Source organism: Escherichia sp. E10V10 (genome assembly GCF_004211985.1).
Taxonomy (GTDB): Bacteria; Pseudomonadota; Gammaproteobacteria; order Enterobacterales; family Enterobacteriaceae; genus Escherichia.
The window spans coordinates 69,292-92,299 of the sequence record NZ_RHJO01000029.1 but is presented as its reverse complement, the minus strand read 5'-3'; the positions used below and the strand labels follow the sequence as shown (position 1 = coordinate 92,299).

19 protein-coding genes and 2 tRNA genes are annotated in these 23,008 nt (G+C 50.9%); 19 read left to right on the top strand and 2 right to left on the bottom strand.

From position 1 onward, the window contains the following. Positions 1 to 101 precede the first annotated feature (101 nt). Positions 102 to 578 (top strand): transcription elongation factor GreA, encoded by a 477-nt coding sequence (greA, locus tag D9736_RS21085; RefSeq protein WP_064529530.1) that lies wholly within the window; start codon positions 102 to 104, stop codon positions 576 to 578. A gap of 155 nt (positions 579 to 733) precedes the next feature. Here the strand turns inward: greA and yhbY are convergent, their stop codons facing one another. Next, entirely contained in the window at positions 734 to 1,027 is a 294-nt protein-coding gene (gene yhbY / locus D9736_RS21080; RefSeq protein WP_001054420.1) for a ribosome assembly RNA-binding protein YhbY, read from the bottom strand. Positions 1,028 to 1,153: 126 nt separating this feature from the next. Here yhbY and rlmE point away from each other — a divergent pair, with 126 nt between their 5' ends. The 7 genes from rlmE to D9736_RS21045 all read left to right on the top strand — a co-directional run bounded on the left by rlmE (position 1,154) and on the right by D9736_RS21045 (position 8,842). Further along, positions 1,154 to 1,783, top strand: a complete 630-nt coding sequence (gene rlmE, locus D9736_RS21075) for a 23S rRNA (uridine(2552)-2'-O)-methyltransferase RlmE (RefSeq protein WP_000145975.1) — start codon at positions 1,154 to 1,156, stop codon at positions 1,781 to 1,783. Positions 1,784 to 1,882: 99 nt separating this feature from the next. Next, entirely contained in the window at positions 1,883 to 3,817 is a 1,935-nt protein-coding gene (ftsH, locus tag D9736_RS21070; RefSeq protein ID WP_064529531.1) for an ATP-dependent zinc metalloprotease FtsH, read from the top strand. 89 nt (positions 3,818 to 3,906) lie between these two features. Next, the gene (gene folP / locus D9736_RS21065; RefSeq protein WP_130259103.1) at positions 3,907 to 4,755 is read left to right on the top strand and encodes a dihydropteroate synthase; all 849 of its coding nucleotides are present in this window, start codon (positions 3,907 to 3,909) and stop codon (positions 4,753 to 4,755) included. Beyond that, positions 4,748 to 6,085, top strand: coding sequence for a phosphoglucosamine mutase (gene glmM, locus D9736_RS21060; protein ID WP_130219209.1), 1,338 nt, complete (start codon positions 4,748 to 4,750; stop codon positions 6,083 to 6,085). Before folP ends, glmM begins: the two co-directional genes overlap by 8 nt. Positions 6,086 to 6,312: 227 nt before the next feature. Further along, positions 6,313 to 6,645: a preprotein translocase subunit SecG gene (gene secG / locus D9736_RS21055; RefSeq protein ID WP_001295556.1), complete on the top strand. Its 333-nt coding sequence runs from the start codon at positions 6,313 to 6,315 to the stop codon at positions 6,643 to 6,645. A 14-nt stretch (positions 6,646 to 6,659) separates the two neighbouring features. Further along, positions 6,660 to 6,746: transfer RNA gene (locus tag D9736_RS21050), tRNA-Leu, on the top strand. A gap of 470 nt (positions 6,747 to 7,216) precedes the next feature. Then, positions 7,217 to 8,842 (top strand): phosphoethanolamine transferase, encoded by a 1,626-nt coding sequence (locus D9736_RS21045; protein WP_130259102.1) that lies wholly within the window; start codon positions 7,217 to 7,219, stop codon positions 8,840 to 8,842. Between the two features lie 7 nt (positions 8,843 to 8,849). Here the strand turns inward: D9736_RS21045 and argG are convergent, their stop codons facing one another. Further along, entirely contained in the window at positions 8,850 to 10,193 is a 1,344-nt protein-coding gene (argG, locus tag D9736_RS21040; protein WP_130259101.1) for an argininosuccinate synthase, read from the bottom strand. A gap of 347 nt (positions 10,194 to 10,540) precedes the next feature. On the opposite strand from argG, the gene D9736_RS21035 reads away from it, so the two are divergent. From D9736_RS21035 to deaD, 11 genes are all read left to right on the top strand, one after another. Then, a tRNA-Met gene (locus tag D9736_RS21035) sits at positions 10,541 to 10,617 on the top strand. A 206-nt stretch (positions 10,618 to 10,823) separates the two neighbouring features. Further along, the gene (gene rimP / locus D9736_RS21030) at positions 10,824 to 11,276 is read left to right on the top strand and encodes a ribosome maturation factor RimP (protein WP_001300397.1); all 453 of its coding nucleotides are present in this window, start codon (positions 10,824 to 10,826) and stop codon (positions 11,274 to 11,276) included. A gap of 27 nt (positions 11,277 to 11,303) precedes the next feature. Continuing rightward, entirely contained in the window at positions 11,304 to 12,791 is a 1,488-nt protein-coding gene (gene nusA, locus D9736_RS21025) for a transcription termination factor NusA (RefSeq protein WP_130204598.1), read from the top strand. Positions 12,792 to 12,815: 24 nt separating this feature from the next. Beyond that, entirely contained in the window at positions 12,816 to 15,488 is a 2,673-nt protein-coding gene (infB, locus tag D9736_RS21020) for a translation initiation factor IF-2 (RefSeq protein WP_130204600.1), read from the top strand. Positions 15,489 to 15,652: 164 nt separating this feature from the next. Next, positions 15,653 to 16,054, top strand: a complete 402-nt coding sequence (gene rbfA, locus D9736_RS21015) for a 30S ribosome-binding factor RbfA (protein ID WP_001040205.1) — start codon at positions 15,653 to 15,655, stop codon at positions 16,052 to 16,054. Further along, positions 16,054 to 16,998, top strand: a complete 945-nt coding sequence (gene truB / locus D9736_RS21010) for a tRNA pseudouridine(55) synthase TruB (RefSeq protein WP_000089698.1) — start codon at positions 16,054 to 16,056, stop codon at positions 16,996 to 16,998. Before rbfA ends, truB begins: the two co-directional genes overlap by 1 nt. 148 nt (positions 16,999 to 17,146) lie before the next feature. Then, on the top strand, positions 17,147 to 17,416 hold the full coding sequence (gene rpsO, locus D9736_RS21005) for a 30S ribosomal protein S15 (protein ID WP_000059470.1): 270 nt from the start codon (positions 17,147 to 17,149) through the stop codon (positions 17,414 to 17,416). Between the two features lie 244 nt (positions 17,417 to 17,660). Further along, on the top strand, positions 17,661 to 19,796 hold the full coding sequence (gene pnp / locus D9736_RS20995) for a polyribonucleotide nucleotidyltransferase (RefSeq protein ID WP_001298330.1): 2,136 nt from the start codon (positions 17,661 to 17,663) through the stop codon (positions 19,794 to 19,796). A 108-nt stretch (positions 19,797 to 19,904) separates the two neighbouring features. Then, entirely contained in the window at positions 19,905 to 20,789 is an 885-nt protein-coding gene (nlpI, locus tag D9736_RS20990; RefSeq protein WP_098723386.1) for a lipoprotein NlpI, read from the top strand. A 106-nt stretch (positions 20,790 to 20,895) separates the two neighbouring features. Continuing rightward, positions 20,896 to 20,976 carry a protein YrbN gene (yrbN, locus tag D9736_RS20985; RefSeq protein WP_010723222.1) on the top strand — a complete coding sequence of 27 codons (81 nt, stop codon included), beginning with the start codon at positions 20,896 to 20,898 and terminating at the stop codon, positions 20,974 to 20,976. Next, positions 20,969 to 22,870: an ATP-dependent RNA helicase DeaD gene (deaD, locus tag D9736_RS20980; protein ID WP_130204606.1), complete on the top strand. Its 1,902-nt coding sequence runs from the start codon at positions 20,969 to 20,971 to the stop codon at positions 22,868 to 22,870. The genes yrbN and deaD overlap by 8 nt, the downstream gene beginning before the upstream one ends. The last annotated feature ends 138 nt before the right edge of the window (positions 22,871 to 23,008 follow it).

Sequence of the window (23,008 nt, the reverse complement as noted above, 5' to 3'; positions counted from 1 at the left end):
TTTTTTTGCTTCTGGCCCCGACGAGGAGTTGTGCCGGGCATGCCGAACAGCCGGGGCGAGTGGAGACTCTCCCCATCAGGAATATTCAAGAGGTATAACAAATGCAAGCTATTCCGATGACCTTACGCGGCGCTGAAAAATTACGCGAAGAGCTGGATTTTCTGAAATCTGTGCGCCGTCCTGAAATCATTGCTGCTATCGCGGAAGCGCGTGAGCATGGCGACCTGAAAGAAAACGCCGAATACCACGCAGCGCGTGAACAGCAGGGCTTCTGCGAAGGCCGTATCAAAGATATCGAAGCTAAGCTGTCGAACGCGCAGGTAATTGATGTCACCAAAATGCCCAACAATGGTCGCGTGATTTTTGGTGCTACCGTAACGGTGCTGAATCTGGATTCTGATGAAGAACAGACCTATCGCATTGTTGGCGATGACGAAGCTGACTTTAAACAAAACCTGATTTCTGTAAACTCGCCTATTGCTCGTGGCCTGATTGGCAAAGAAGAAGATGATGTAGTGGTCATCAAAACGCCGGGCGGCGATGTAGAATTTGAAGTAATTAAGGTGGAATACCTGTAAGAATTACCCAATACTCAAAATGTTGATGTATTGTAAAGAAAGGAAAAAGGCCGCTATGCGGCCTTTTATCAACGAACAGAGCGTGGCATTTTGCTCTCCTGCTTGCGGAAAATCCCTCGTTTTACACAGCAAATGTGTGTAACTTTAGGATAATCTTAGCGTGGCAGCGAGATTTTACGTTCTTTAGTTGGACGATAAAGCACCAGCGTTTTACCGATGACCTGTACATTACAGGCGCCGGTTTCGCGCACGATAGCTTCCACGATCAAGGTTTTAGTTTCGCGATCTTCAGTGGCGATTTTCACCTTGATGAGTTCATGGTGCTCTAACGCTTGTTCAATCTCGGCCAGCACCCCTTCGGTCAAACCATTACTGCCAAGCAGAACAACTGGCTTGAGCGGATGTGCCAGACCTTTCAGGTGCTGTTTTTGTTTAGTACTCAGATTCATCGTATTTTTTTGCTTACGTTGGGATTGAAAACGGGTCATTCTACCGCCATCTCCCATATATCGCCAAATAGGCGCGTAAAAATTTACGCAATTGGTTACGATGAGTTATCCCAATGGGAAAGTTAAATGACAGGTAAGAAGCGTTCTGCCAGCTCCAGTCGCTGGCTTCAGGAACACTTTAGCGATAAATATGTTCAACAGGCACAGAAAAAGGGGTTACGTTCCCGTGCCTGGTTTAAACTTGATGAAATACAGCAAAGTGACAAACTCTTTAAACCGGGAATGACGGTTGTCGACCTTGGTGCTGCGCCAGGTGGTTGGTCACAATATGTGGTCACCCAAATTGGCGGCAAAGGCCGTATCATCGCTTGCGATCTTTTACCTATGGATCCTATCGTTGGTGTGGACTTTCTTCAGGGCGATTTTCGTGATGAACTGGTGATGAAAGCACTGCTGGAGCGCGTAGGCGACAGCAAAGTCCAGGTTGTCATGTCCGATATGGCACCAAACATGAGCGGAACACCGGCGGTGGATATCCCCCGTGCCATGTATCTGGTGGAACTGGCGCTAGAAATGTGTCGTGATGTATTAGCGCCAGGTGGCAGTTTTGTAGTGAAGGTGTTCCAGGGCGAAGGTTTCGATGAGTATCTAAGGGAAATTCGCTCCCTGTTTACGAAGGTCAAAGTTCGTAAGCCGGACTCTTCTCGTGCACGTTCGCGGGAAGTGTATATTGTAGCGACCGGGCGTAAACCCTAACCGGGAGATTTCAGACGAAAGTTTGAAAGATGCTGGATATAGAGTATCCTGACGCTGTTTTTAACACAGTTGTAATAAGAGGTTAATCCCTTGAGTGACATGGCGAAAAACCTAATACTCTGGCTGGTCATTGCCGTTGTGCTGATGTCAGTATTCCAGAGCTTTGGGCCCAGCGAGTCTAATGGACGTAAGGTGGATTACTCTACCTTCCTACAAGAGGTCAATAACGACCAGGTTCGTGAAGCGCGTATCAACGGACGTGAAATCAACGTTACCAAGAAAGATAGTAACCGTTATACCACTTACATTCCGGTTCAGGATCCGAAGTTACTGGATAACCTGCTGACCAAGAACGTCAAGGTTGTCGGTGAACCGCCTGAAGAGCCAAGCCTGCTGGCTTCTATCTTCATCTCCTGGTTCCCGATGCTGTTGCTGATTGGTGTCTGGATCTTCTTCATGCGTCAAATGCAGGGCGGCGGTGGCAAAGGTGCCATGTCGTTCGGTAAGAGCAAAGCGCGCATGCTGACGGAAGATCAGATCAAAACGACCTTTGCTGACGTTGCGGGCTGCGACGAAGCAAAAGAAGAAGTTGCTGAACTGGTTGAGTATCTGCGCGAGCCAAGCCGCTTCCAGAAACTCGGCGGTAAGATCCCGAAAGGCGTCCTGATGGTCGGTCCTCCGGGTACCGGTAAAACGCTGCTGGCGAAAGCGATTGCAGGCGAAGCGAAAGTTCCGTTCTTTACTATCTCCGGTTCTGACTTCGTAGAAATGTTCGTCGGTGTGGGCGCATCCCGTGTTCGTGACATGTTCGAACAGGCGAAGAAAGCGGCACCGTGTATCATCTTTATCGATGAAATCGACGCCGTCGGCCGCCAACGTGGCGCAGGTCTTGGCGGTGGTCACGATGAACGTGAACAGACACTGAACCAGATGCTGGTTGAGATGGATGGCTTCGAAGGTAACGAAGGTATCATCGTTATCGCCGCGACTAACCGTCCGGACGTTCTGGACCCGGCACTGCTGCGTCCTGGCCGTTTCGACCGTCAGGTTGTGGTTGGTCTGCCAGATGTTCGCGGTCGTGAGCAGATCCTGAAAGTTCACATGCGTCGCGTACCATTGGCACCCGATATCGACGCGGCAATCATTGCCCGTGGTACTCCTGGTTTCTCCGGTGCTGACCTGGCGAACCTGGTGAACGAAGCGGCACTGTTCGCTGCTCGTGGCAACAAACGCGTTGTGTCGATGGTTGAGTTCGAGAAAGCGAAAGACAAAATCATGATGGGTGCGGAACGTCGCTCCATGGTGATGACGGAAGCGCAGAAAGAATCGACGGCATACCACGAAGCAGGCCATGCGATTATCGGTCGCCTGGTTCCAGAACACGATCCGGTGCACAAAGTGACGATTATCCCGCGCGGACGTGCGTTGGGTGTGACCTTCTTCCTGCCTGAAGGCGACGCAATCAGTGCCAGCCGTCAGAAACTGGAAAGCCAGATTTCTACGCTGTACGGTGGTCGTCTGGCAGAAGAGATCATCTACGGGCCGGAACATGTTTCTACCGGGGCGTCCAACGATATTAAAGTTGCGACCAACCTGGCGCGTAACATGGTGACCCAGTGGGGCTTCTCCGAAAAACTTGGTCCGCTGCTGTACGCGGAAGAAGAAGGTGAAGTGTTCCTCGGTCGTAGCGTGGCGAAAGCGAAACATATGTCCGATGAAACTGCGCGTATCATCGACCAGGAAGTGAAGTTACTGATTGAGCGTAACTACAATCGTGCGCGTCAGTTGTTGAACGACAACCTGGATATTCTGCATGCGATGAAAGATGCGCTCATGAAATATGAAACCATCGATGCACCGCAGATTGACGACCTGATGGCACGTCGCGATGTACGCCCGCCAGCGGGCTGGGAAGAACCAGGTGCTTCTAATAATTCTGGCGACAATGGTAGTCCAAAGGCTCCGCGTCCGGTTGATGAACCGCGTACGCCGAACCCGGGTAACACCATGTCAGAGCAGTTAGGCGACAAGTAAGTTCCCGCATCAGATGACTGTATTTGTACCGAAAACCCCGGGGCGTGCTCCGGGGTTTTTTCTTATCAATTCATACCAGGGATAACACCATGAAACTCTTTGCCCAGGGCACTTCACTGGACCTTAGCCATCCTCACGTAATGGGGATCCTCAACGTCACGCCTGATTCTTTCTCCGATGGCGGCACGCATAATTCGCTGATTGATGCGGTGAAACATGCGAATCTGATGATCAATGCTGGCGCAACGATCATTGACGTTGGCGGCGAGTCCACACGTCCAGGGGCTGCGGAAGTGAGCGTTGAAGAAGAGTTGCAACGTGTTATTCCTGTGGTTGAGGCAATTGCTCAACGCTTCGAAGTCTGGATCTCGGTAGATACATCCAAACCAGAAGTGATCCGTGAGTCAGCTAAAGCAGGCGCTCACATCATTAATGATATCCGCTCCCTTTCCGAACCCGGCGCCCTGGAAGCTGCCGCTGAAACTGGTTTGCCAGTTTGCCTGATGCATATGCAGGGAAACCCAAAGACCATGCAGGAAGCACCAAAGTATGACGATGTCTTTGCCGAAGTAAATCGCTACTTTGTTGAGCAAATAGCACGTTGTGAACGGGCGGGTATCGCAAAAGAGAAATTGTTGCTCGACCCCGGATTCGGTTTCGGTAAAAATCTCTCCCATAACTATTCATTACTGGCGCGTCTGGCTGAATTTCACCATTTCAACCTGCCGCTATTGGTGGGTATGTCACGAAAATCGATGATTGGACAGCTGCTGAACGTTGGGCCATCTGAGCGTCTGAGCGGTAGTCTGGCCTGTGCGGTCATTGCCGCAATGCAAGGCGCGCACATTATTCGTGTTCATGACGTCAAAGAAACCGTAGAAGCGATGCGAGTGGTGGAAGCCACTCTGTCTGCAAAGGAAAACAAACGCTATGAGTAATCGTAAATATTTCGGTACCGATGGGATTCGTGGTCGTGTTGGGGATGCGCCGATCACGCCTGATTTTGTGCTTAAGCTGGGGTGGGCTGCGGGTAAAGTGCTGGCGCGCCACGGCTCCCGTAAGATCATTATTGGTAAAGACACGCGTATTTCTGGCTATATGCTGGAGTCGGCGCTGGAGGCGGGTCTGGCGGCTGCCGGTCTTTCCGCACTCTTCACTGGCCCGATGCCAACACCGGCCGTGGCTTATCTGACGCGTACCTTCCGCGCCGAAGCTGGGATTGTAATTTCTGCATCACATAACCCATTTTATGATAACGGGATCAAATTCTTTTCTATTGACGGCACCAAGCTGCCGGATGCAGTTGAAGAAGCCATTGAAGCTGAAATGGAAAAAGAGATTAGCTGCGTTGATTCGGCAGAACTGGGTAAAGCCAGCCGTATCGTTGATGCCGCGGGTCGCTATATCGAGTTTTGCAAAGCCACGTTCCCGAACGAACTTAGCCTCAGTGAACTGAAGATTGTGGTGGATTGTGCAAACGGTGCGACTTATCACATTGCGCCGAACGTGCTGCGCGAGCTGGGAGCGAATGTTATCGCTATCGGTTGTGAGCCGAACGGCGTAAACATCAATGCCGAAGTGGGCGCAACTGATGTTCGTGCGTTACAGGCGCGCGTACTGGCTGAAAAAGCAGATCTCGGTATCGCCTTTGACGGTGACGGCGACCGCGTGATTATGGTTGACCATGAAGGCAATAAAGTCGATGGCGATCAGATCATGTATATCATCGCGCGTGAAGGTCTTCGTCAGGGCCAGCTGCGTGGTGGCGCTGTGGGTACATTGATGAGCAATATGGGGCTGGAACTGGCGCTGAAACAGTTAGGTATTCCATTTGCTCGTGCGAAAGTGGGCGACCGCTACGTACTGGAAAAAATGCAGGAGAAAGGCTGGCGCATCGGTGCCGAGAACTCCGGTCATGTGATCCTGCTGGATAAAACCACTACCGGTGACGGCATCGTTGCTGGTTTGCAGGTGCTGGCGGCGATGGCGCGTAACCATATGAGCCTGCACGACCTTTGCAGCGGCATGAAAATGTTCCCGCAGATTCTGGTTAATGTGCGTTACACCGCAGGTAGCGGCGATCCGCTTGAGCATGAGTCAGTTAAATCCGTGACCGCAGAGGTTGAAGCGGCGCTGGGCAACCGTGGACGCGTGTTGCTGCGTAAATCTGGCACCGAGCCGTTAATTCGCGTGATGGTAGAAGGTGAAGACGAAGCGCAGGTAACCGAATTTGCGCATCGCATCGCTGACGCGGTAAAAGCAGTTTGATTCGATAGCTAACTGGCTAAAAAGGCGGCGCTTGTCGCCTTTGTTCTTCTTAAGCACATCGGTTTTGCTGTTTTTTTCCGCAGTTGATACAATGCGATAAAATTGCCCTTGCGAAGGTCATTCGCTTTGGTTAGTATTCACACCCGCTTCAGTGGGAAAGATTAAAAACTCCCGCTTTATTGGTTGAAGCATTGGTACGCGGCAACTCCGCAAGGAACAGGTTGATTATGTACGAAGCTCTTTTAGTAGTTTTCCTTATTGTAGCAATTGGCCTTGTAGGTCTGATCATGCTGCAGCAAGGTAAAGGCGCTGATATGGGAGCCTCCTTCGGAGCAGGCGCTTCCGCTACGCTGTTTGGTTCAAGTGGTTCTGGTAACTTCATGACCCGCATGACGGCGCTGCTGGCAACGTTATTCTTCATCATCAGTCTGGTGCTGGGTAACATCAATAGCAACAAAACCAATAAAGGTAGCGAATGGGAAAACCTGAGTGCGCCGGCGAAAACCGAACAAACTCAGCCAGCTGCTCCGGCTAAGCCGACCAGCGATATCCCGAACTAAAAAGTAGTATCTGTGCTGAGGTGGTGGAATTGGTAGACACGCTACCTTGAGGTGGTAGTGCCCTAACGGGCTTGTGGGTTCGAGTCCCATCCTCAGTACCAATATTCCGAAAGAAAGACGCTGAAAAGCGTCTTTTTTCGTTTTGGTTCCAGCTTGATAATCACAGAATGGATGCCTGGCATCTGTTTCTCACACCGTTGTTTGACTGGCCCAGTTGCTCGTACTATGAGGCGGCAGTTTTAGTACGCGTGTATTAAAAAATTTCCTTCCTTTTGATGTGTACGTGAGTTTGTGGTGTCAACACCATTTCAAGTACAGATACGGATATATTTACTCCTCGATAAACCACCATTCACCTGTCAGTATTTAACTACTGATGACTACGTTCTATGTATTCCTTAGAGACACATTGACGATTTTATTTGATTGCTGATAACGCGATGGCTACATCATTTAAAACAAAAAACCAAACATGTCTCGGTCCATATAAATCAGAGTAGAAAAATATGTCTGACATAAGATCGAACACTGTGGATTATTATTTGTATTGATTGTGAACGCGGATTTCTGGATGACAGTATTCAACAAATTTGTTAGAAGTTTGAAAGAGCATTGGTTGTTATATTTCTGCGTTATTGTGTTTGGCAGTACGAACTTAGTCGCTTCTTCTGGGGCACATATGGTTCAGCGATTGCTGTTCTTCGTTCTGACCATCCTGGTTGTTAAACGTATATCATCCCTTCCGCTTCGCCTGCTTTTTGCCGCACCATTTGTGTTGCTGACAGCGGCGGACATGAGTATTAGCCTCTACTCATGGTGTACCTTTGGTACAACTTTCAATGATGGATTTGCGATTAGCGTGCTGCAGAGTGATCCAGATGAAGTTGTCAAAATGCTGGGGATGTATATCCCTTATCTGTGTGCTTTTGTCTTGTTATCTCTTCTTTTTTTTACAGTAATAATAAAATATGATGTTTCCTTGCCGACAAAAAAAGTGACAGGAATATTATTGCTGATTGTCATTTCGGGCAGTTTATTTTCCGCTTGTCAATTTGCTTATAAAGATGCAAAAAATAAAAAAGCGTTCAGTCCATATATACTAGCATCGCGATTTGCTACCTATACGCCGTTTTTCAACCTTAATTATTTTGCTTTAGCAGCAAAAGAGCATCAAAGATTACTCTCAATTGCAAACACGGTGCCGCATTTTCAATTATCAGTCAGGAATACAGGTATTGATACCTACGTGTTGATTGTAGGGGAGTCTGTACGTGTCGACAATATGTCTTTGTATGGATATACACGCTCTACGACACCGCAAGTCGAAGCACAAAGAAAACAGATCAAACTGTTTAATCAAGCAATAAGCGGTGCACCTTACACTGCGCTGTCGGTTCCCCTTTCTTTAACTGCTGATTTCGTTTTGAATCATGACATTCATAATTACCCCGACAATATTATTAATATGGCGAATCAGGCAGGATTTCAGACTTTCTGGCTAAGCTCGCAATCCGCTTTTCGGCAGAATGGTACAGCAGTCACCAGTATCGCCATGCGCGCCATGGAAACAGTGTATGTCAGAGGATTTGATGAATTGTTGTTGCCGCATTTATCGCAAGCGTTACAGCAAAATACGCAGCAAAAGAAACTGATTGTTCTTCATTTAAATGGAAGCCATGAACCGGCTTGTAGCGCCTATCCGCAATCCAGCGCCGTGTTTCAACCGCAGGACGATCAGGATGCCTGCTATGACAACTCCATTTATTACACAGATAGTTTGCTAGGTCAGGTTTTTGAATTATTAAAAGATCGCCGCGCCTCGGTCATGTATTTTGCCGACCACGGCCTGGAACGTGACCCTACGAAGAAGAACGTCTATTTTCATGGAGGCAGGGAGGCTAGCCAGCAGGCATATCATGTCCCGATGTTTATCTGGTATAGCTCCGTTCTTGGGGATGGCGTGGATCGCACAACGGAAAACGATATCTTTTCCACTGCTTACAATAATTTCCTTATTAATGCGTGGATGGGGGTAACAAAGCCGGAGCAACCGAAAACGCTGGAGGAAGTGATTGCACACTATAAAGGAGACTCACGGGTTGTGGATGCAAACCATGATGTTTTCGATTATGTGATGCTGAGAAAGGAGTTTACAGAGGATAAGCAGGGTAACCCCACCCCCGAAGGGCAGGGTTGATGTTGAATTACTGGCCTTTATTTTCCTGATTCTCCACCTGCGGCACGCCTGAAGCGGCAGAGGAGGAAAGCAGGCCAGTTTTGGCATAACCGAACAGCTTCTCGCGGGTATCGGTAATATCCAGGTTACGCATGGTCAGTTGACCAATACGATCTTCAGCCGTAAACATAGAGTCGCCTTTCTCCATGGTCAAACGCTCTGCTTTATAGGTCAGGTTGTCAGAGACGGTATTGAGGATCGAGTAGTCGTTCCCGCGACGCAGTTCCAGCGTCACTTCACCAGTGATCTGGCTGGCAACCCAGCGTTGCAGAGAGTCACGCAGCATCAGCGCCTGGGAATCAAACCAACGTCCCTGGTACAGCAGACGGCCCAACTGACGACCATGCGCGTGATACTGCTCAATGGTGTCTTCGTTGTGAATACCGGTCAGCAGACGTTCATACGCAATGTGCAGCAGTGCCATCCCCGGAGCTTCGTAAATACCCCGGCTTTTCGCTTCGATGATACGGTTTTCAATCTGGTCGCTCATGCCCAGGCCGTGACGACCGCCGATGCGGTTAGCTTCCAGCATCATTTCTACGTCGTCGCTAAAGGTTTTACCGTTCAGCGCCACTGGATGACCTTGCTCAAAGCGTACTGTGACTTCTTCTGCCGGGATCTTCACGCTCTCATCCCAGAACTTCACGCCCATAATCGGGTTGACGATTTTGACGCTGGAGTTGAGGTATTCCAGATCCTTCGCTTCGTGCGTTGCACCAAGCATGTTGGAGTCTGTGGAGTAGGCTTTTTCGACAGACATTTTGTAGTCGAAACCGCAGGCAATCATAAATTCAGACATCTCATGACGGCCGCCCAGTTCATCAATAAAGTCAGTATCAAGCCACGGTTTGTAAATCTGCAGTTCAGCATTGGTCAGCAGACCGTAACGATAGAAACGTTCGATATCGTTTCCTTTATAGGTGCTGCCGTCACCCCAGATATTCACGCCATCTTCTTTCATGGCAGCAACCAGCATGGTGCCGGTCACGGCGCGGCCCAGCGGCGTCGTGTTGAAATAGGTCAGGCCGCCGGTGGTGTTATGAAATGCGCCACATTGAATAGCGGCAATACCTTCAGCCACCAGTTGTTTGCGGCAGTCGATCAGACGTGCGTTCTCCGCGCCGTATTCCATGGCACGACGAGGGATCGCATCGTAATCCTCTTCGTCTGGCTGGCCCAGGTTTGCAGTATATGCATAAGGAACCGCTCCCTTTTTTCGCATCCACAGCAGTGCGGCACTGGTGTCCAGACCGCCAGAGAAAGCGATACCAATACGTTGACCTACCGGGAGATGCTTGAGAATCGTCGTCATAAAATAACACCCTGCTTAATTAACTGATGATGAGCCTGGATTTCCGCTCTAACTGAATTTTTATGCAAAATAAATGAGTTTTCATTTAATCATCTTTTATCGGAGACAGGAAGAGTTTAGTGTGTTTTTTGTAAAATAATGCGCTTAAGGGAGAGCAGGAGAAGGCAAAAGTATTCAACAAATGAAAGTGAACAGGGTATTCATTCACGTGATTAGCAATAAATGTTGACAAAATGTGGCGTGGATCACTATAATGCCCGCAGATTTTACGTCCCGTCTCGGTACACCAAATCCCAGCAGTATTTGCATTTTTTACCCAAAACGAGTAGAATTTGCCACGTTTCAGGCGCGGGGTGGAGCAGCCTGGTAGCTCGTCGGGCTCATAACCCGAAGGTCGTCGGTTCAAATCCGGCCCCCGCAACCACTTTCCCTTAGAGTTCTTTTTCAAATATACTGTGAAGACTTCGGCCTTCGTAGTAGGATTTGAAAAAATCCTTCTGGAAAGTGCTCCAGACCGCAGTTGCGGTTATAGGGTTCAGTTATATAAAGCCCCGATTTATCGGGGTTTTTTGTTATCTGACTACAGAATAACTGGGCTTTAGGCCCTTTTTTTATGTCTTGGGGGTGGGCTTGTCCACATTAGAGCAAAAATTAACAGAGATGATTACTGCGCCAGTTGAGGCCCTGGGTTTTGAGCTGGTTGGCATCGAGTTTATTCGCGGTCGCACATCCACACTGCGCATCTATATTGATAGTGAAGATGGCATCAATGTTGATGATTGTGCTGATGTGAGCCACCAGGTAAGTGCTGTGCTGGATGTTGAAGATCCCATCACCGTTGCTTATAACCTGGAAGTCTCCTCTCCGGGTCTCGATCGCCCACTGTTCACGGCTGAACACTACGCCCGTTTTGTCGGAGAAGAGGTGACTCTGGTTCTCCGTATGGCGGTACAAAACCGTCGTAAATGGCAGGGCGTTATCAAAGCGGTAGACGGTGAAATGATCACAGTTACCGTCGAAGGTAAAGATGAAGTGTTCGCGCTGAGTAATATCCAGAAGGCGAACCTGGTTCCCCACTTTTAATAGTCTGGATGAGGTGAAAAGCCCGCGATGAACAAAGAAATTTTGGCTGTAGTTGAAGCCGTATCCAATGAAAAGGCGCTACCTCGCGAGAAGATTTTCGAAGCATTGGAAAGCGCGCTGGCGACAGCAACAAAGAAAAAATATGAACAAGAGATCGACGTCCGCGTACAGATCGATCGCAAAAGCGGTGATTTTGACACCTTCCGTCGCTGGTTAGTTGTTGATGAAGTCACCCAGCCGACCAAGGAAATCACCCTTGAAGCCGCACGTTATGAAGATGAAAGCCTGAACCTGGGCGATTACGTTGAAGATCAGATTGAGTCTGTTACCTTTGACCGTATCACCACCCAGACGGCAAAACAGGTTATCGTGCAGAAAGTGCGTGAAGCCGAACGTGCGATGGTGGTTGATCAGTTCCGTGAACACGAAGGTGAAATCATCACCGGCGTGGTGAAAAAAGTAAACCGCGACAACATCTCTCTGGATCTGGGCAACAACGCTGAAGCCGTGATCCTGCGCGAAGATATGCTGCCGCGTGAAAACTTCCGCCCTGGCGACCGCGTTCGTGGCGTGCTTTATTCCGTTCGCCCGGAAGCGCGTGGCGCGCAGCTGTTCGTTACCCGTTCCAAGCCGGAAATGCTGATCGAACTGTTCCGCATTGAAGTGCCAGAAATCGGCGAAGAAGTGATTGAAATTAAAGCAGCGGCTCGCGACCCGGGTTCTCGTGCGAAAATCGCGGTGAAAACCAACGATAAACGTATCGATCCGGTAGGTGCTTGCGTAGGTATGCGTGGCGCGCGTGTTCAGGCGGTTTCTACTGAACTGGGCGGCGAGCGTATCGATATCGTCCTGTGGGATGATAACCCGGCGCAGTTCGTGATTAATGCGATGGCACCGGCAGACGTTGCTTCTATCGTGGTGGATGAAGATAAACACACCATGGATATCGCCGTTGAAGCCGGTAACCTGGCGCAGGCGATTGGCCGTAACGGTCAGAACGTGCGTCTGGCTTCGCAGCTCAGCGGTTGGGAACTCAACGTAATGACCGTTGACGACCTGCAGGCTAAGCATCAGGCGGAAGCGCATGCAGCGATTGACACCTTCACCCGTTATCTCGACATTGACGAAGACTTCGCGACTGTCCTGGTAGAAGAAGGTTTCTCGACGCTGGAAGAACTGGCCTATGTGCCGATGAAAGAGCTGTTGGAAATCGAAGGCCTTGATGAGCCGACCGTTGAAGCACTGCGTGAGCGTGCTAAAAATGCACTGGCCACCATTGCACAGGCCCAGGAAGAAAGCCTCGGTGATAACAAACCGGCTGACGATCTGCTGAACCTTGAAGGGATAGATCGTGATTTGGCATTCAAACTGGCCGCCCGTGGCGTTTGTACGCTGGAAGATCTCGCCGAACAGGGCATTGATGATCTGGCTGATATCGAAGGGTTGACCGACGAAAAAGCCGGAGCACTGATTATGGCTGCCCGTAATATTTGCTGGTTCGGTGACGAAGCGTAATAAACTGTAGCAGGAAGGAACAGCATGACAGATGTAACGATTAAAACGCTGGCCGCAGAGCGACAGACCTCCGTGGAACGCCTGGTACAGCAATTTGCTGATGCAGGTATCCGGAAGTCTGCTGACGACTCTGTGTCCGCACAAGAGAAACAAGCTTTAATTGACCACCTGAATCAGAAAAATTCAGGTCCGGACAAATTAACGCTGCAGCGTAAAACACGCAGCACCCTTAACATTCCTGGTACCGGTGGAAAAAGCAAATCGGTACAAATCGAAGTCCGCAAGAAACGCACCTTTGTGAAACGTGACCCGCAAGAGGCCGAGCGCCTTGCGGCGGAAGAGCAAGCGCAGCGTGAAGCGGAAGAGCAAGCCCGTCGTGAGGCAGAAGAATCGGCCAAACGCGAGGCGCAACAAAAAGCTGAACGTGAGGCCGCAGAACAAGCTAAACGTGAAGCCGCTGAACAAGCGAAACGTGAAGCTGCGGAAAAAGACAAAGTGAGCAATCAACAAGACGATATGACTAAAACCGCCCAGGCTGAAAAAGCCCGCCGTGAGCAGGAAGCTGCAGAGCTCAAGCGTAAAGCTGAAGAAGAAGCGCGTCGTAAACTCGAAGAAGAAGCACGTCGCGTTGCTGAAGAAGCACGTCGTATGGCGGAAGAAAATAAATGGACTGATAACGCGGAACCAACTGAAGATTCCAGCGATTATCACGTTACTACCTCTCAACATGCCCGTCAGGCAGAAGACGAAAGCGATCGTGAAGTCGAAGGCGGCCGTGGCCGTGGTCGTAACGCGAAAGCAGCGCGTCCGAAGAAAGGCAACAAACACGCTGAATCAAAAGCTGATCGCGAAGAAGCGCGTGCAGCGGTACGTGGCGGTAAAGGCGGAAAACGTAAAGGTTCTTCGCTGCAGCAGGGCTTCCAGAAGCCAGCTCAGGCCGTTAACCGTGACGTTGTGATCGGCGAAACCATCACCGTTGGCGAACTGGCTAACAAGATGGCGGTTAAAGGCTCTCAGGTCATCAAAGCGATGATGAAACTGGGCGCAATGGCAACCATCAACCAGGTTATCGACCAGGAAACCGCACAGCTGGTAGCTGAAGAGATGGGCCACAAAGTTATCCTGCGTCGTGAAAACGAGCTGGAAGAAGCGGTAATGAGCGACCGTGACACGGGCGCTGCGGCTGAACCGCGCGCACCGGTTGTGACCATCATGGGTCACGTTGACCACGGTAAAACCTCTCTGCTGGACTACATTCGTTCAACGAAAGTGGCCTCTGGCGAAGCGGGCGGCATTACCCAGCACATTGGTGCATACCACGTTGAAACTGAAAACGGCATGATCACCTTCCTGGACACCCCGGGGCACGCCGCGTTTACTTCAATGCGTGCACGTGGTGCGCAGGCAACGGACATCGTAGTCCTGGTTGTTGCTGCAGACGACGGCGTAATGCCGCAGACCATCGAAGCTATCCAGCACGCGAAAGCGGCGGGTGTTCCGGTGGTGGTTGCTGTGAACAAAATCGATAAACCAGAAGCCGATCCGGATCGCGTTAAGAACGAACTCTCTCAGTACGGCATCCTGCCAGAAGAGTGGGGCGGCGAAAGCCAGTTCGTACACGTATCTGCAAAAGCGGGTACCGGTATTGATGAACTGCTGGATGCTATCCTGCTGCAGGCTGAAGTCCTTGAACTGAAAGCCGTGCGTAACGGGATGGCGAGCGGTGCGGTTATCGAATCCTTCCTCGATAAAGGTCGTGGTCCGGTTGCTACTGTACTGGTCCGCGAAGGTACTCTGCATAAGGGCGATATCGTTCTGTGTGGCTTCGAATACGGTCGTGTTCGTGCGATGCGTAACGAACTGGGTCAGGAAGTGCTGGAAGCGGGTCCGTCCATTCCGGTGGAAATCCTCGGCTTGTCCGGTGTTCCGGCTGCGGGTGATGAAGTTACCGTTGTACGTGACGAGAAGAAAGCACGTGAAGTTGCACTGTACCGTCAGGGCAAATTCCGCGAAGTTAAACTGGCTCGTCAGCAGAAATCTAAACTCGAGAACATGTTCGCCAACATGACCGAAGGCGAAGTTCACGAAGTGAATATCGTCCTGAAGGCAGACGTACAGGGTTCTGTGGAAGCGATCTCCGACTCCTTGCTGAAACTGTCTACTGACGAAGTTAAAGTGAAGATCATCGGTTCTGGTGTAGGTGGTATCACCGAAACCGACGCCACCCTGGCTGCGGCGTCCAACGCCATCCTGGTTGGCTTTAACGTTCGTGCTGATGCCTCTGCACGTAAAGTGATTGAAGCGGAAAGCCTGGATCTGCGTTACTACTCCGTCATCTATAACCTGATCGACGAAGTGAAAGCGGCGATGAGCGGTATGCTGTCTCCGGAACTGAAACAGCAGATTATCGGTCTGGCGGAAGTTCGTGACGTGTTCAAATCGCCGAAATTTGGTGCCATCGCAGGCTGTATGGTTACTGAAGGTGTGGTTAAACGTCACAACCCGATCCGCGTCCTGCGCGACAACGTGGTTATCTACGAAGGTGAGCTGGAGTCCCTGCGCCGCTTCAAAGATGACGTTAACGAAGTCCGTAACGGTATGGAATGTGGTATCGGCGTTAAGAACTACAACGACGTCCGCACTGGCGATGTGATCGAAGTATTCGAAATCATCGAGATCCAACGTACCATCGCTTAAGGTTTTTAGGGTTCCATGCGGGATAAGGCGTTTATGCCGCATCCGGCATGGATTGCCTGATACGACGCTGGCGCGTCTTATCAGGCCAACGTGAACAGCCCTTCCACCTGAAATTAATTTTTAAAAAGGGGCTAACAGCCCCTTTTTTGTCAGGAGAATTTATTATGGCGAAAGAATTTGGTCGCCCGCAGCGCGTAGCGCAGGAAATGCAAAAAGAGATCGCTCTCATCCTGCAGCGTGAAATTAAAGATCCTCGTCTGGGCATGATGACCACCGTTTCCGGTGTCGAAATGTCTCGTGACCTGGCTTATGCCAAAGTATATGTGACGTTCCTTAACGACAAAGATGAAGACGCGGTTAAAGCGGGCATCAAAGCGTTGCAGGAAGCTTCAGGTTTCATCCGCAGCCTGCTGGGTAAAGCGATGCGCCTGCGTATCGTGCCGGAACTGACCTTCTTCTACGACAACTCACTGGTTGAAGGGATGCGTATGTCAAACCTGGTGACCAGCGTGGTCAAACATGACGAAGAGCGTCGTGTTAACCCGGACGACAGCAAGGAGGACTAATGAGTCGTCCTCGTCGTCGCGGTCGCGACATTAACGGCGTTTTGTTGCTGGATAAACCGCAGGGTATGTCCAGCAACGATGCGCTGCAAAAAGTGAAACGTATATATAACGCCAACCGTGCCGGACACACCGGCGCGCTGGACCCGCTGGCAACTGGCATGTTGCCGATTTGCCTCGGGGAAGCGACGAAGTTTTCCCAGTATCTGCTGGACTCCGACAAACGCTATCGGGTGATTGCGCGTCTTGGACAGCGTACCGATACTTCTGACGCCGATGGACAAATCGTTGAAGAACGTCCGGTAACCTTTAGTGCAGAGCAACTGGCGGCGGCGCTGGATACCTTCCGTGGCGATATCGAACAGATCCCTTCAATGTATTCAGCACTGAAATATCAGGGCAAAAAACTGTACGAATACGCGCGTCAGGGCATTGAAGTTCCGCGTGAAGCGCGTCCGATTACCGTTTATGAATTGCTGTTTATTCGCCATGAAGGCAATGAGCTGGAGCTGGAAATTCACTGCTCAAAAGGCACTTATATCCGCACTATCATTGACGACCTGGGTGAAAAACTCGGCTGTGGCGCGCATGTTATTTACCTGCGCCGTCTGGCGGTAAGTAAATATCCGGTTGAACGGATGGTGACCCTGGAGCACCTGCGAGAACTTGTTGAGCAAGCTGAACAGCAGGATATTCCGGCTGCGGAGTTACTTGATCCATTACTGATGCCAATGGACAGTCCAGCTTCGGACTATCCGGTGGTGAATCTTCCGTTAACGTCTTCTGTTTACTTCAAAAATGGTAACCCAGTTCGTACATCTGGTGCGCCGCTGGAAGGACTGGTTCGTGTTACAGAAGGTGAGAATGGCAAGTTTATCGGTATGGGTGAAATTGACGATGAAGGCCGCGTTGCGCCTCGTCGCCTGGTGGTTGAATATCCGGCGTAATGTTAACCGTCTTGCGATAACAGGTCGCTACGAGTAGAATACTGCCGCTTAACGTCGCGTAAATTGTTTAACACTTTGCGTAACGTACACTGGGATCGCTGAATTAGAGATCGGCGTCCTTTCATTCTATATACTTTGGAGTTTTAAAATGTCTCTAAGTACTGAAGCAACAGCTAAAATCGTTTCTGAGTTTGGTCGTGGTGAAAACGACACCGGTTCTACCGAAGTTCAGGTAGCACTGCTGACTGCACAGATCAACCACCTGCAGGGTCACTTTGCAGAGCACAAAAAAGATCACCACAGCCGTCGTGGTCTGCTGCGCATGGTTTCTCAGCGTCGTAAACTGCTCGACTACCTGAAACGTAAAGACGTAGCACGTTACACCCAGCTCATCGAGCGCCTGGGTCTGCGTCGCTAATTCTTGCGAGTTTCAGAAAAGGGGCCTGAGTGGCCCCTTTTTTCAAACTGACGGCAGCAATTCACTGGAAACTAATGTATTGTTGCTATGAATGATCTTCCGTTGCAGAGGTTCGCGCGGCTAATGAGAGGCTTTACCCACATTTGGCTGGGTTAGGGTTGTCATTAGTCGCGAGGATGCGCAGAAGATCGGGTATTAACACCAGTACCGTAAGGTGCTGTCTAAGAAAGAAAAGGGTATTACATTGCTTAATCCGATCGTTCGTAAATTCCAGTACGGCCAACACACCGTGACTCTGGAAACCGGCATGATGGCGCGTCAAGCCACTGCCGCTGTTATGGTTAGCATGGATGACACCGCGGTATTTGTTACCGTTGTCGGCCAGAAAAAAGCCAAACCAGGTCAGGACTTCTTCCCTCTGACCGTTAACTATCAGGAGCGTACCTACGCTGCTGGTCGTATCCCGGGTAGCTTCTTCCGTCGTGAAGGCCGCCCAAGCGAAGGCGAAACCCTGATCGCGCGTCTGATTGACCGCCCGATTCGCCCGCTGTTCCCGGAAGGCTTCGTCAACGAAGTTCAGGTTATCGCCACCGTGGTTTCTGTTAACCCGCAGGTTAACCCGGATATCGTCGCGATGATTGGTGCTTCCGCAGCACTGTCTCTGTCTGGTATTCCGTTCAATGGCCCGATTGGTGCTGCCCGCGTAGGTTACATCAATGACCAGTACGTACTGAACCCGACTCAGGACGAGCTGAAAGAGAGCAAACTGGATCTGGTTGTTGCGGGTACTGAAGCCGCTGTACTGATGGTTGAATCTGAAGCTGAACTGCTGAGCGAAGACCAGATGCTGGGCGCAGTAGTGTTCGGTCATGAACAACAGCAGGTTGTTATTCAGAACATCAATGAACTGGTGAAAGAAGCCGGCAAACCGCGTTGGGACTGGCAGCCGGAGCCGGTAAACGAAGCGCTGAACGCGCGCGTTGCTGCACTGGCTGAAGCTCGTCTGAGCGATGCTTACCGCATCACCGACAAACAAGAGCGTTATGCGCAGGTTGATGTCATCAAATCTGAAACCATCGCTACGCTGCTTGCTGAAGATGAAACCCTGGACGAAAACGAACTGGGTGAAATTCTGCACGCTATCGAGAAAAACGTTGTTCGTAGCCGCGTACTGGCAGGCGAACCGCGTATCGACGGTCGTGAAAAAGATATGATCCGTGGTCTGGATGTGCGTACTGGCGTGCTGCCGCGTACTCACGGTTCTGCGCTGTTCACCCGTGGTGAAACGCAGGCGCTGGTTACCGCAACGCTGGGTACTGCACGTGACGCGCAAGTTCTTGATGAGCTGATGGGCGAACGTACTGACACCTTCCTGTTCCACTACAACTTCCCTCCGTACTCCGTAGGCGAAACCGGCATGGTCGGTTCTCCGAAGCGTCGTGAAATTGGTCACGGTCGTCTGGCGAAGCGCGGCGTGCTGGCAGTTATGCCGGATATGGACAAATTCCCGTACACCGTACGTGTTGTGTCTGAAATCACCGAATCCAACGGTTCTTCTTCTATGGCTTCCGTGTGCGGCGCGTCTCTGGCGCTGATGGACGCAGGTGTGCCAATCAAAGCCGCTGTTGCAGGTATCGCAATGGGTCTGGTGAAAGAAGGCGACAACTACGTTGTACTGTCTGACATTTTGGGGGACGAAGATCACTTGGGCGATATGGACTTCAAAGTTGCGGGTTCCCGCGACGGTATCTCTGCACTGCAGATGGATATCAAAATTGAAGGTATCACCAAAGAGATCATGCAGGTTGCACTGAACCAGGCTAAAGGTGCGCGTCTGCACATCCTAGGTGTAATGGAACAGGCGATCAACGCGCCGCGTGGCGATATCTCTGAGTTCGCACCGCGTATCCATACCATCAAGATCAACCCGGACAAGATCAAAGATGTTATCGGTAAAGGCGGCTCTGTTATCCGTGCCCTGACCGAAGAAACTGGCACCACCATTGAAATCGAAGATGACGGTACTGTGAAGATCGCAGCGACCGACGGCGAGAAAGCGAAACATGCTATTCGTCGTATCGAAGAGATCACTGCAGAAATCGAAGTGGGCCGCGTCTACAATGGTAAAGTGACCCGTATCGTTGACTTTGGCGCATTTGTTGCTATCGGCGGCGGTAAAGAAGGTCTGGTACACATCTCTCAAATCGCTGACAAACGCGTTGAGAAAGTGACCGATTACCTGCAGATGGGTCAGGAAGTACCGGTGAAAGTTCTGGAAGTTGATCGCCAGGGCCGTATCCGTCTGAGCATTAAAGAAGCGACTGAGCAGTCTCAACCTGCTGCAGCACCGGAAGCTCCGGCTGCTGAACAGGGCGAGTAAGGTTGCCATTTGCCCTCCGCTGCGGCGGGGGGCTTTTAACCGGGCAGGACGCCTTGTTAGCAACCGGGAACAGGACGTTCATTCAACCGTGGTCTTCGGGAGTGGGAAATGAAGCCTTTTTTGCGCTGGTGTTTCGTTGCGACAGCACTTACGCTTGCAGGATGCAGTAATACTTCCTGGCGTAAAAGTGAAGTCCTCGCGGTACCATTGCAACCGACTTTACAGCAGGAAGTGATTCTGGCACGTATGGAACAAATCCTTGCCAGTCGGGCTTTAACCGATGACGAACGCGCACAGCTTTTATATGAGCGCGGAGTGTTGTATGATAGTCTCGGTCTGAGGGCATTAGCGCGTAACGATTTTTCGCAAGCGCTGGCAATCCGACCAGATATGCCTGAAGTATTCAATTACTTAGGCATATATTTAACGCAGGCAGGCAATTTTGATGCTGCCTATGAAGCGTTTGATTCTGTACTTGAGCTTGATCCAACTTACAACTACGCGTACTTGAATCGCGGGATCGCATTATATTACGGCGGTCGTGACAAGTTAGCGCAAGATGATCTGCTGGCGTTTTATCAAGACGATCCCAATGATCCTTTCCGTAGTCTGTGGCTTTATCTCGCCGAGCAGAAGCTCGATGAGAAGCAGGCTAAAGAAGTGTTGAAACAGCACTTCGAAAAATCGGACAAGGAACAGTGGGGATGGAACATTGTCGAGTTCTACCTGGGCAACATTAGCGAACAAACGTTAATGGAAAGGCTCAAGGCGGACGCAACGGATAACACCTCGCTCGCTGAGCATCTCAGTGAAACCAACTTCTATTTAGGTAAGTACTACCTAAGTCTGGGGGATTTGGACAGCGCCACGGCACTGTTCAAACTGGCGGTTGCCAACAACGTTCATAACTTTGTTGAGCACCGATACGCATTGTTGGAATTATCGCTCCTGGGCCAGGACCAAGATGACCTGGCAGAATCGGACCAGCAATAGCTGACGTACACATCAGCCCGTAATCTTTTTTGATTGCCATCACCTTAACGGGTGAGGGCGTTGTTGTTCGTTAATACACCTACTTTGAGCCGGTTCACACTTTTCAATGAAAATTGCTGATCAATTTCATGATGAGTTATGTAGACTGGCCGCCATTAATTTTGAGGCACACGTACTACATGGCTGAATTCGAAACCACTTTTGCAGATCTGGGCCTGAAGGCTCCTATCCTTGAAGCCCTTAACGATCTGGGTTACGAAAAACCATCTCCAATTCAGGCAGAGTGTATTCCACATCTGCTGAATGGCCGCGACGTTCTGGGTATGGCCCAGACGGGGAGCGGAAAAACTGCAGCATTCTCTTTACCTCTGCTGCAGAATCTTGATCCTGAGCTGAAAGCACCACAGATTCTGGTGCTGGCACCGACCCGCGAACTGGCGGTACAGGTTGCTGAAGCAATGACGGATTTCTCTAAACACATGCGCGGCGTAAACGTGGTTGCCCTGTACGGCGGCCAGCGTTATGACGTGCAATTACGCGCCCTGCGTCAGGGGCCGCAGATCGTTGTCGGTACTCCGGGCCGTCTGCTGGACCACCTGAAACGTGGCACTCTGGACCTCTCTAAACTGAGCGGTCTGGTTCTGGATGAAGCTGACGAAATGCTGCGCATGGGCTTCATCGAAGACGTTGAAACTATTATGGCGCAGATCCCGGAAGGTCATCAGACCGCTCTGTTCTCTGCAACCATGCCGGAAGCGATTCGTCGCATTACCCGCCGCTTTATGAAAGAGCCGCAGGAAGTGCGCATTCAGTCCAGCGTGACTACCCGTCCTGACATCAGCCAGAGCTACTGGACTGTCTGGGGTATGCGTAAAAACGAAGCACTGGTACGTTTCCTGGAAGCGGAAGATTTTGATGCGGCGATTATCTTCGTTCGTACCAAAAACGCGACTCTGGAAGTGGCTGAAGCTCTTGAGCGTAACGGCTACAACAGCGCCGCGCTGAATGGTGACATGAACCAGGCGCTGCGTGAGCAGACACTGGAACGCCTGAAAGATGGTCGTCTGGACATCCTGATTGCGACCGACGTTGCGGCCCGTGGCCTGGACGTTGAGCGTATCAGCCTGGTAGTTAACTACGATATCCCGATGGATTCTGAGTCTTACGTTCACCGTATCGGTCGTACCGGTCGTGCGGGTCGTGCTGGCCGCGCGCTGCTGTTCGTTGAGAACCGCGAGCGTCGTCTGCTGCGCAACATTGAACGTACTATGAAGCTGACTATTCCGGAAGTAGAACTGCCGAACGCAGAACTGCTGGGCAAACGCCGTCTGGAAAAATTCGCCGCTAAAGTACAGCAGCAGCTGGAAAGCAGCGATCTGGATCAATACCGCGCACTGCTGAGCAAAATTCAGCCGACTGCAGAAGGTGAAGAGCTGGATCTCGAAACTCTGGCAGCCGCACTGCTGAAAATGGCACAGGGTGAACGTACTCTGATTGTTCCGCCAGATGCGCCGATGCGTCCGAAACGTGAATTCCGTGACCGTGATGATCGTGGTCCGCGCGATCGTAACGACCGTGGCCCGCGCGGCGACCGTGAAGATCGTCCGCGTCGTGAACGTCGTGACGTTGGCGATATGCAGCTGTACCGCATTGAAGTGGGCCGTGATGATGGTGTTGAAGTTCGTCATATCGTTGGCGCGATTGCTAACGAAGGCGACATCAGCAGCCGTTACATCGGTAACATCAAGCTGTTTGCTTCTCACTCCACCATCGAACTGCCGAAAGGTATGCCGGGTGAAGTGCTGCAACACTTTACGCGCACTCGCATTCTCAACAAGCCGATGAACATGCAGTTACTGGGCGATGCACAGCCGCATACTGGTGGTGAGCGTCGTGGCGGTGGTCGTGGTTTCAGTGGCGAGCGTCGTGAAGGTGGTCGTGAAGGCGGTCGTAACTTCAGCGGTGAACGCCGTGAAGGTGGTCGTGGTGATGGTCGTCGTTTTAGCGGCGAACGTCGTGAAGGCCGCGCACCGCGTCGTGATGACTCTACCGGTCGCCGTCGTTTCGGTGGTGATGCGTAATTCACGCTGACCTGCAGAACTCTGCCGTAAAGTAAAATATACAGCCCCGATTTTAACAATCGGGGCTTTTTTTCTGTCTTTTGTACTCGTGTACTGGTACAGTGCAATACATAACAACGCAGTCGCACTATTTTTCAC

Bases quoted from the DNA above. Each gene is read 5' to 3' on its own strand.
- greA (WP_064529530.1), top strand. From the start codon at position 102: ATGCAAGCTATTCCGATGACCTTACGCGGCGCTGAAAAATTACGCGAA.
- yhbY (WP_001054420.1), bottom strand. From the start codon at position 1,027: ATGAATCTGAGTACTAAACAAAAACAGCACCTGAAAGGTCTGGCACAT.
- rlmE (WP_000145975.1), top strand. From the start codon at position 1,154: ATGACAGGTAAGAAGCGTTCTGCCAGCTCCAGTCGCTGGCTTCAGGAA.
- ftsH (WP_064529531.1), top strand. From the start codon at position 1,883: ATGGCGAAAAACCTAATACTCTGGCTGGTCATTGCCGTTGTGCTGATG.
- folP (WP_130259103.1), top strand. From the start codon at position 3,907: ATGAAACTCTTTGCCCAGGGCACTTCACTGGACCTTAGCCATCCTCAC.
- glmM (WP_130219209.1), top strand. From the start codon at position 4,748: ATGAGTAATCGTAAATATTTCGGTACCGATGGGATTCGTGGTCGTGTT.
- secG (WP_001295556.1), top strand. From the start codon at position 6,313: ATGTACGAAGCTCTTTTAGTAGTTTTCCTTATTGTAGCAATTGGCCTT.
- D9736_RS21045 (WP_130259102.1), top strand. From the start codon at position 7,217: ATGACAGTATTCAACAAATTTGTTAGAAGTTTGAAAGAGCATTGGTTG.
- argG (WP_130259101.1), bottom strand. From the start codon at position 10,193: ATGACGACGATTCTCAAGCATCTCCCGGTAGGTCAACGTATTGGTATC.
- nusA (WP_130204598.1), top strand. From the start codon at position 11,304: ATGAACAAAGAAATTTTGGCTGTAGTTGAAGCCGTATCCAATGAAAAG.
- infB (WP_130204600.1), top strand. From the start codon at position 12,816: ATGACAGATGTAACGATTAAAACGCTGGCCGCAGAGCGACAGACCTCC.
- rbfA (WP_001040205.1), top strand. From the start codon at position 15,653: ATGGCGAAAGAATTTGGTCGCCCGCAGCGCGTAGCGCAGGAAATGCAA.
- truB (WP_000089698.1), top strand. From the start codon at position 16,054: ATGAGTCGTCCTCGTCGTCGCGGTCGCGACATTAACGGCGTTTTGTTG.
- rpsO (WP_000059470.1), top strand. From the start codon at position 17,147: ATGTCTCTAAGTACTGAAGCAACAGCTAAAATCGTTTCTGAGTTTGGT.
- nlpI (WP_098723386.1), top strand. From the start codon at position 19,905: ATGAAGCCTTTTTTGCGCTGGTGTTTCGTTGCGACAGCACTTACGCTT.
- yrbN (WP_010723222.1), top strand. From the start codon at position 20,896: ATGAAAATTGCTGATCAATTTCATGATGAGTTATGTAGACTGGCCGCC.
- deaD (WP_130204606.1), top strand. From the start codon at position 20,969: ATGGCTGAATTCGAAACCACTTTTGCAGATCTGGGCCTGAAGGCTCCT.